Origin of the sequence: Amycolatopsis minnesotensis (assembly GCF_039529815.1) — a bacterium.
GTDB classification, from domain to species: Bacteria; Actinomycetota; Actinomycetes; order Mycobacteriales; family Pseudonocardiaceae; genus Amycolatopsis; species Amycolatopsis minnesotensis.
The window spans coordinates 1-8,068 of sequence record NZ_BAAANN010000091.1 but is presented as its reverse complement, the minus strand read 5'-3'; the positions used below and the strand labels follow the sequence as shown (position 1 = coordinate 8,068).

The 8,068-nt window shown below is 67.9% G+C and carries 7 protein-coding genes; 4 read left to right on the top strand and 3 right to left on the bottom strand.

The features are described from left to right. Positions 1–224: 224 nt before the first annotated feature. Positions 225–1,238, bottom strand: a complete 1,014-nt coding sequence (locus ABD256_RS43735) for an SAM-dependent methyltransferase (protein WP_344432264.1) — start codon at positions 1,236–1,238, stop codon at positions 225–227. Between the two features lie 494 nt (positions 1,239–1,732). Here ABD256_RS43735 and mppP point away from each other — a divergent pair, with 494 nt between their 5' ends. The 3 genes from mppP to mppR are packed head-to-tail and all read left to right on the top strand — an operon-like array spanning position 1,733 to position 4,914. Beyond that, complete coding sequence (gene mppP / locus ABD256_RS43730) at positions 1,733–2,890, top strand: enduracididine biosynthesis enzyme MppP (protein WP_344432262.1); 1,158 nt, start codon at positions 1,733–1,735, stop codon at positions 2,888–2,890. Between the two features lie 2 nt (positions 2,891–2,892). After that, positions 2,893–4,107: an aminotransferase class I/II-fold pyridoxal phosphate-dependent enzyme gene (locus ABD256_RS43725; protein ID WP_344432260.1), complete on the top strand. Its 1,215-nt coding sequence runs from the start codon at positions 2,893–2,895 to the stop codon at positions 4,105–4,107. A 3-nt stretch (positions 4,108–4,110) separates the two neighbouring features. Continuing rightward, positions 4,111–4,914: an enduracididine biosynthesis enzyme MppR gene (gene mppR / locus ABD256_RS43720; RefSeq protein WP_344432258.1), complete on the top strand. Its 804-nt coding sequence runs from the start codon at positions 4,111–4,113 to the stop codon at positions 4,912–4,914. Between the two features lie 22 nt (positions 4,915–4,936). Here mppR and ABD256_RS43715 read toward each other — a convergent pair whose 3' ends face one another. Both ABD256_RS43715 and ABD256_RS43710 read right to left on the bottom strand, forming a co-directional pair. Then, positions 4,937–5,686: a DUF4097 family beta strand repeat-containing protein gene (locus ABD256_RS43715; RefSeq protein ID WP_344432256.1), complete on the bottom strand. Its 750-nt coding sequence runs from the start codon at positions 5,684–5,686 to the stop codon at positions 4,937–4,939. 169 nt (positions 5,687–5,855) lie between these two features. Further along, positions 5,856–6,494 carry a response regulator gene (locus ABD256_RS43710; RefSeq protein ID WP_344432267.1) on the bottom strand — a complete coding sequence of 213 codons (639 nt, stop codon included), beginning with the start codon at positions 6,492–6,494 and terminating at the stop codon, positions 5,856–5,858. 278 nt (positions 6,495–6,772) lie between these two features. On the opposite strand from ABD256_RS43710, the gene gntD reads away from it, so the two are divergent. Beyond that, complete coding sequence (gene gntD / locus ABD256_RS43705; RefSeq protein ID WP_344432254.1) at positions 6,773–7,792, top strand: guanitoxin biosynthesis L-enduracididine beta-hydroxylase GntD; 1,020 nt, start codon at positions 6,773–6,775, stop codon at positions 7,790–7,792. The last annotated feature ends 276 nt before the right edge of the window (positions 7,793–8,068 follow it).

The window sequence follows — 8,068 nt, the reverse complement described above, 5'->3', positions numbered from 1 at the left end:
TGCCCGCAGGGTCGTGCGGCTCACCCTCCGGTGTCGGGCGCCACGGCAACGCACGGCCCTCGTCCAGCGATGCGAACGACTGGTTTTCCCGCAGGGACGGCATTTCCATGGCCCTCTCTCTTTCGAACCCGATCACCGGCGCCGCCTGCGCGCCACCCCGAAAACCGTCCGGAGCGGACTTTCCCCGGCGGGTCCCGGCGGCGCGAGGACCCGGCCGGCCGGTACTACAGCCGTTCCAGCTCGAACACGACCGACAGCGACAGGTTGCTGATCAGGTGCCGCTTCACCAGCCGCCAGCCGCCGTCGGCGAAGACCCCGTCCCACTCGTCGAGCGTGGGCAGGTAGACGTCCATCATGGCGTGGCCGAGTTCGAAGCCGAGGGTGAAGATGGGCAGCTCGGTGTCGGCGATCCCCGACGTGCGCGTGGCGTCGCCGAGCAGGAAGCGGCGCGCCTTCGGGAAGGCGTCGTGGATCTGCCGCAGCGACTTGACGCAGTTCTCCTTGGGCCAGAAGTCGTGGCCCATCATGAAACAGGTGAGCAGGTCGATCTCGGCGAACTCCGGCCGCGGTGTGATCGCGCGCGCGTCACCCTCCACAAAGGAAAGACGATCGGCCAGGCCTGCCTTCGCGGCTTCGTCGCGTGCCATGTCGATGGCGGGCGTGGCGATGTCGATGCCGAGGCCCCGCACGCCGGGGTACCGCTTGGCGATCTGGATCAGGCGTTCGCCGCTGCCGGAACCGAGGTCGGCGGCCGCGGTGAACTCGTAGCCGAGGCCGTTCATCGCCGACCAGAACGCCGGGTCGAAGTAGCGCTCGCTGATCTCCCTGCAGTCGAAGCTGATCGCCGCGGCGTCGCGCCGGTAGTAGTCACCGACCCGGTTCTTGTTCTGCAGCACGTACGGCATGCGGATGAACAGCTCGCCGCTGCCCTGGGTGAGCCAGTGGAACAGCGACTTGTTGTCGTAGACCTCGTCGAAGTGCGGGCCGATGACGATATCGTCGCCGCGGCGTTCCACGATCTCCACGCTGGCGAGGGCGGTGAACATGCCGACGGTGGAACGCTCGTGCAGATCGTTGTGCCTGGCGAACTCCGTCGCGCTGAGCTTGCCGTGCTTCTTCAGCTCGTCGAGCGCGCCGAGCTCCCACGCGGCACCGACCGCGGTCGCGGCCACCGCCGAGTTGAATATCTCGGCGGCCCTGCTCCGGGTGGTGACACGGGCGTCGTCGGTGACAGTCATGGTGATCCTCCTGAACGAGGCCGCCGGGTTGTCAAAGACACCACGACGGCATATTTTCAGCGCGGATAAATTTCAAGCTCTTCCCCACACATATCGTGTTGAAAACGGCAGGCACGGTCGACGTCTTTCAAGCGGTACCTAAACAGCGTGGTCGCGACCCGCCGAAGATCGACAACGCCCCAGGTCAGGGCGCACCCCCGACGGCGGTCCCGGCTCGGACGCGGTGCGCACGGTTTTCGTCTTGACTTGAAAAGGCTGCTCCGAATACGGTTGCGGCGGCCGCGGACGCCCCGGTTGTGGCGGTAATTCCTTGCGGCCGAAGCGATTCCTGCTATCGTCCGTTGCGGGTCAAAAACGTGCCCTCCAGTCGATCAGGATTTTCGCAGGTGTCACCTCCCTGCGCCATTGGCCCGGTTTCGGCCTGGCCGCGGTTCTTCCTGATCGCAATCCACGCCGGTCAAGGCGTGGCACACATCAACAGGTATGAGGTGTTCATGTACACAATGCACGACCAGACGAGGTCCCCCGCGCTCGGTTCCTCGGACGGCAATCTCACCCAGCTGGAATACCTGGCGCTGAACAGTTCGCTCAACGTGGCCGACGCGCATGCCAGGCAGAGCCTCACGCTCGGCCAGGCCTCGATCATCGAGGAGTTGCCCGGACTGTTCACGAAGGCGGCCGAGCAGCCAGTCGACAGCCTCGAAGAAGAGGCGATCAGGGAGTACTTCCAGCTGCTGGGCCAGTACAGCTACCCCGTCGCGGACGGCAGGGTGTTGAGCTGCTATTCCTCGTCGGTCGCGATGGAGATCCTGGCCAGGTCGCTGGCCACCCGGACGGACGCGGTGGCGCTCATCCACCCGACCTTCGACAACATCCCGGACATCCTGCGCGGTGTCGGGCTCCGGCTGGTTCCGGTCGCCGAGGAGAAGATCGGCGTCGAGGACCTCGGTGCGGAAGTGCTGGGCCAGGTCGGCTGCATCTTCGTGACCACGCCCAACAACCCGACCGGCAGGGTGCTGACCGAGGAGCGGCTGCGGGCGCTCGCCGAGGAATGCGCCAAGTACGACACGGTGCTCGCGCTCGACACGTCCTTCCGGGGCTTCGACACCCGTGCGCAGTACGACCACTACGAAGTGCTCGAAGCCAGCGGCTGCCGCTGGGTCGTCATCGAGGACACCGGGAAGCTGTGGCCGACCCTCGACCTCAAGATCGGCTGGCTCGTCCGGAGCGCGAACGTCGGCCTGCCGATCGCGGAGATCTACTCGGACATCCTGCTCGGCGTTTCACCGCTGATCCTGGTGCTGGTGCAGCGGTTCGCCGAGGATGCCGCGAACGGCGGGCTCGAGGAGCTGCACCGCTTCCTCGACGAGGGCCGCCGTGGTCTGCGGTCCACCCTGGCCGGGCTGCCCGACGTGCGCTTCCCCGATGTCGACGCCAGGGGCAGCGTGGAGCGCATCGACCTGGGGCCGAGGCTGGCGATGGACGTGTGGCACGCCATCTCGGAGCACAACGTGTACGCGCTGCCCTGCCGGAAGTTCCACTGGGCCAACCCCAGCGAAGGGGATCACAGCCTGCGCGTCGCGCTGGCCAGGAACCCGGCCGCGCTCGACGCGGCGGGCCAGGCGTTGCGCACGGTGCTCGAAACCCTGTGAGCATGCCGTTTTCCGAGGGGGAATCCGCCGGCCCACTGTCGCACGACGACAACTGGTCGCCCGGCGTGGTGCAGGCGGTTTCCCCCGTCGGCGTCACCGATCTCGGGCCAGGCTACCTCGAGCCCGCGCTGTTGCCGGTCGACCTGCTCAACACCGGCTACGCGCGCGCGATGGAACGGTTCGGCGCGGCGGCACTGAGCTACGGCGACAACCAGGGCGCGCTGGAGTTGCGCACGGTGCTGGCGTCGAGGGTCGCCATCACCGACGGCCGGAACTGCGGTCCGGAGCAGGTGCTGCTGACCGCGGGGACGTCGCACGCGCTGCACCTGATCGCGACCATGTTGTGCGAACCGGGCGCGGTGGTGTTCACCGACGCCACCTGCTACGACTTCGGCCGCCAGCTGCTGGCGGACTCCGGGCTGCGGGTGCGCGCGGTGGCGGGCGACGAGTGCGGGATGCTGCCCGACGCCCTTGGCGAAGCCGTCCGCGCCGAGCGGGCGGCAGGCAACCGCGTCGGGTTCGTCTACCTCATCCCGACTTTCCACAACCCGACCGGGCTCGTTGTCCCCGAAGCACGGCGCCGGGAACTGCTGGCCGTCACGACGCGGCACGATGTGCTCGTCGTCGAGGATGACGCCTACGCCGAACTCGGCTACGACGATCCGTGCCCGGCCTCGCTCGCGGCCATCGCCGACTACCACGGCGTGATCAGGTTGCGCACGTTCTCCAAAACGCTCGCGCCGGGCCTCCGGCTCGGCTGGCTGCTGGCCGGGAAGCCGGTGACCGACCGCCTCGTCCGCCATGGGCTGTTCGTCAGCGGGGGCTCCGCCAACCACGTGTCCTCGCTGGCCGTGCTGACGATGCTGCGCACCGGCGACTACGACAAGCACCTCGACTGGCTGCGCGATCGGTTGCGCCTGCGGCGAAACGCCCTTCTCGACGGGCTGGAAAGCCTGCCCGGCGACGAATTCCACTTTACCCGGCCGCCGGGTGGCTTCTTCGTCTGGCTCCGGGCGCTGCACGGTCGTACCGAGGCGGGGCTGCTCGAAGCCGCCGGCAAGGCGGCCGTCGCGGTCGCGGCGGGTTCGCGGTTCGGCCGCACCGCCGATCCCGCGGTGCGGCTCGCCTTCAGCTTCAACTCGCCCGAACGCCTGCGCGCGGCCGCGGACCAGTTCGCGGGCGCTCTCGTCACGACACATCAGAAGGATTGGACCTAGCCCATGGACACCGTGCACCGCGCAACCGAGCCGGTCGGCTACAGCCTTCCGCTGTCGCCGTCCGGGCTTTCGTCGATGATCACGCCGCCGCCGTGGCATTTCACCGGCGACGTCGTGATGGTCGACTACCGGGTGGATCCGGCCGCCGCCGAACGGTTCCTGCCGCCGGGGCTGAGCCTCGGCGCGGATCCCGGTGCCGCGGCGGCGGTCTTCGCGGACTGGCAGTGGTGTTCCGATTCCGGTGCCGAACTCGCCGAGCCCGCGCGCTGCCAGTTCGGCGAGTTCCTGATCTTCCTGGCCTGCGAGTACCGCGGCGCTCCGATGGCGCGGTGCCCGTACGCCTGGGTGGACCAGCCGGTTCCGATGGCACGGGGATGGATTCAGGGCATGCCGAAGCAGCTCGGCGTGGTGCACCAGACGAGGCCGCGGCCGCTTGGCCGGGCGGGTGCGGCGCTCACCAGTGGCACGCGGTTCGACGGGGTGCTGTCGGTGTTCGGGCACCGCACCGCGCGCGCGGGCGTCACCCTGACCGAACGCACCGAGGTCCGGCCCGCCTTGCACGACGTGCCGCTCGCGCACACCCGGTTGTTCCCCGGATGGCTGCCGGGAGAAAAGCCGCTGGCCGATCTGGTGGCCTCCGAGGTCACCGACGTGGAGTTCGGTGAGATCTGGACGGGAGAAGCGACGCTCGAACTGTCCGCGGAAGGGATGGACCAGGACTTCGCGAGCCTCGCCCCGGTCGAGGTCGGCGCCGGTCACGTCTTCAGCTACGCCGAGACGCTGCGCGGCGGACGCCTCCTCGACTGAGCGTCCGCCCCGCGGGGGCCGGCTAGGCCGGGACCACCAGAACCTTGCCACCGTTGACGTTCGAAGCTTCCACCCGCCGAGGGCTCCCCGCGTCGTTGGGCAGTTTGCTTTCCGCCGCGTCGGTGTCGCTGGTGGCCGCGATCTGGTAGCCGACGTCACCCGGCAGGCCCACCGTCACCGCCGCGTGCGCCGACCTGGCGACGACCCGGTTCGGCGCGGCGGCGAAGAAGAGCCTGATCGGCCCGTTTTCGCTGGTGGTCTCCACGTCCGGCGAGCGGAGCCCGTTCGCGCTGAGCTCACCGGCCGTGCCGCGGATCCGCAGTTTGCCGGAGGTGTTGTCGAGGCGCACCTTGCCGTTCGTGTTGTCGATGTCGAGTTCGTTCGGCAGGTCCGACGCGGTGACTTCACCCGCCTCGGCCCGCACGCTGACCGAGACCTTCGCGGGCACGGCGATCTCGAAGGAGGCGCCGCACCCGGGTGCGAAGCCCTCGCATTTCGCATCCAGCCGCAGCGCGTCGCCGTCCACGCTCCAACTGGCGTTTCCGGCCTCCGCCGCCATCCCGGTCAGGTGCCGCTTCGCGTGGATGCCGGGGCCGTCCCCGCGCACCAGGTGCACCTTGAAGTTGGTGGCGTCGATGGACAAATGGGAGCCGGAGTAGTCGAAGGTCTGCTCGTCGTCGCGCGGAGGCGTGTTGGTGCCGCAGGCCGATATGCTCGCCGCGCCCGCGGCGAGCAGCACCACGGGCAGTGCGCGCCATCCTGACCACGTCATCTGGTTGTCCTCCATCGTCTTCGTGCGGCTCAGTCCAGAACACGGTCGTGCTGAACCACGGTTTCCCCCAGGCCGGACTCGAATCGCCCGACGGGTCAAGTACAACGCATCGGCACGGCGCGGTCATGGGTGGTGACTACCGATTGCGTACTACAGCTAGGACTAGTGCTTACCCCCGCAGGTAGGCGAGCACCGCCAGTACCCTGCGGTTGCGATCCCCGCTCGGGCTCAGCTTGAGCTTGGCGAGGATGCTGGCGATGTGCTTGCTCACCGCGGCTTCGGTGATCAGGAGTTTCCGCCCGACCGCGGCGTTCGAACGGCCTTCGGCCATCAGCGCCAGCACCTCGCGCTCCCGTGGCGTGAGTGCCCGCAGCGGATCCTCGCGCAGCTGCAGCAGCTGCCGCACGACTTCGGGATCGATCACCGTTTCGCCAGCCGCGACGCGGTCCACGGCGTCGAGGAACTCGGTCACGTCGCCGACGCGTTCCTTCAGCAGGTAGCCGACGCCCGCCCCGTTCCCCGAATCCAGCAGCGTCGACGCGTAGGACTTCGCGACGTACTGGCTCAACGCGAGCACCCCGAGCCCGGGGTAGCGTTCACGCAGGTAGACGGCCACTCGCAGGCCTTCGTCGACGAACTTCGGCGGCATCCGGACGTCCGTGACCACCACGTCGGGACAGGATCGCTCGACCGTTTCGACCAGCGCGTCGGCGTCGGCGACCGCGGTCACCTGGTGGCCGAACCGTTCGAGCAGTCCGGCGAGGCCTTCGCGTAGCAGGGCCCCGTCCTCGGCAAGCACGATCCGCAACCGTTCCTCCTCGTCGTCCACGCACCGTCGACGTGCGCACCCGGTCCCCGCGGTCATCCTACGTGTCACGGTCGGCACTGGATGTGATCAGGCGTACCAGGGGCGGGCAGGCCACCCCGCTCTTTAGACATCCGCTGAAACAAGTGGTGCGCCGGGGTTTGAGCCAGGAAACTAAAGTCATCCGCGAAATAGTGCCCGGCGGTCGTTGAAAAACGAGGCCGAAAACTATCGTGCGCGGTTCGGCTGTGGCGACGGAATGGAGCCGTTTCGTGTTGACGGTGCAATTGAGACAAGACGAGCTGGAGCAGGTGTCCGAGATTGTCGGGGACCTTGCGAAGACCTACCAGTCGGTGGAGTCGCCGGACTTCCAGCGAGAGGCGCGCACCTACGCCGACGAGCTGCCGCGAGCGCTCCGCCGCGCGGTGCACGGCTTCCGCTCCGCCGAGGCGCACGGCGCGCTCGTCCTCACCGGGTTCCCGGTGGACGACGGTGCGATCGGCCCGACGCCGGAGGACTGGAAGCGCGAACGGGTGCCGTCACCGACCCTGACCCAGGACATCGTCTTCTTCCTGGTCTCGTCGCTGCTCGGGGAGCCGATCGGCTGGGCGACCCAGCAGGCCGGCCGGGTGATGCACGACATCTTCCCGGTCAAGGCGCACGAGCACGAGCAGATCGGCTCCGGTTCGGCGCAGCTGCTGACCTGGCACACCGAAGACGCCTACCACCCGCTCCGCACCGATTACCTCGGCCTGATGTGCATGCGGAACCACGACAAGGTCGAGACCACCATGGCCGATATCGACGACGTGGCGCTCGATGCGGAAACCAGGGCGGTGCTGTCCGAGGAAAAGTTCCACATTCTTCCCGACAAGTCCCACCGCGCCCAGAACGGCAGCGGCATCCAAGCGGGTGACCCGCGCGCGGCCGAACTGCAGCGACGCAGTTACGAGCGGGTGGAACAGCTTCTCGCGGAACCGGAATCCGTCGCGATCCTCTTCGGGGACCCGGCATCGCCGTATCTGCGCATCGACCCGTACTTCATGCAGGGCGCACAGGGCGAAAAGCAGCAGGAGGCCCTCGAAAAGATCGAGGCCGCGATCGACGCCGCGATGACGGACGTGGTGCTCGCGCCGGGTGACATCTGCTTCATCGACAACTACCGCGTGGTGCACGGGCGCAAACCGTTCCAGGCGCGGTTCGACGGTACGGATCGATGGCTCCGCAGGCTGAACATCGCCCGGGACCTCCGGAAGTCGCGCGGTTCGCGGCTCGGCGCAGAGTCCCGTGTCATCTACTGAAATCCTTCCGCGAGAACCTGTCGGTCGAAGCCGGAAAACGCCGGTCCGGCTTCGCATCGTGAAAGACGGCAGAGCACGGAAGTGACCGGTATTCGAACTCGCCGAAACCGGGTGTTTCGGCGAGTTCTTCCTATGTTGCTGATTTGTTCGACGTGAAACTGGTGATGGGGTTGACCGCGCAGTTCGAGTCCCAGCGTTCCGAAAACGCCGACGGTGCCGGCACCGTAGCGGGCTTGCCGCTCGTACCTGGCTCGACCGGCTTCGCGGCCGGTTCCG

Coding starts and splice junctions, on each gene's coding strand:
- ABD256_RS43715 (WP_344432256.1), bottom strand. CDS start 5,686: ATGACGTGGTCAGGATGGCGCGCACTGCCCGTGGTGCTGCTCGCCGCG.
- ABD256_RS43735 (WP_344432264.1), bottom strand. CDS start 1,238: ATGACTGTCACCGACGACGCCCGTGTCACCACCCGGAGCAGGGCCGCC.
- mppR (WP_344432258.1), top strand. CDS start 4,111: ATGGACACCGTGCACCGCGCAACCGAGCCGGTCGGCTACAGCCTTCCG.
- mppP (WP_344432262.1), top strand. CDS start 1,733: ATGTACACAATGCACGACCAGACGAGGTCCCCCGCGCTCGGTTCCTCG.
- ABD256_RS43725 (WP_344432260.1), top strand. CDS start 2,893: ATGCCGTTTTCCGAGGGGGAATCCGCCGGCCCACTGTCGCACGACGAC.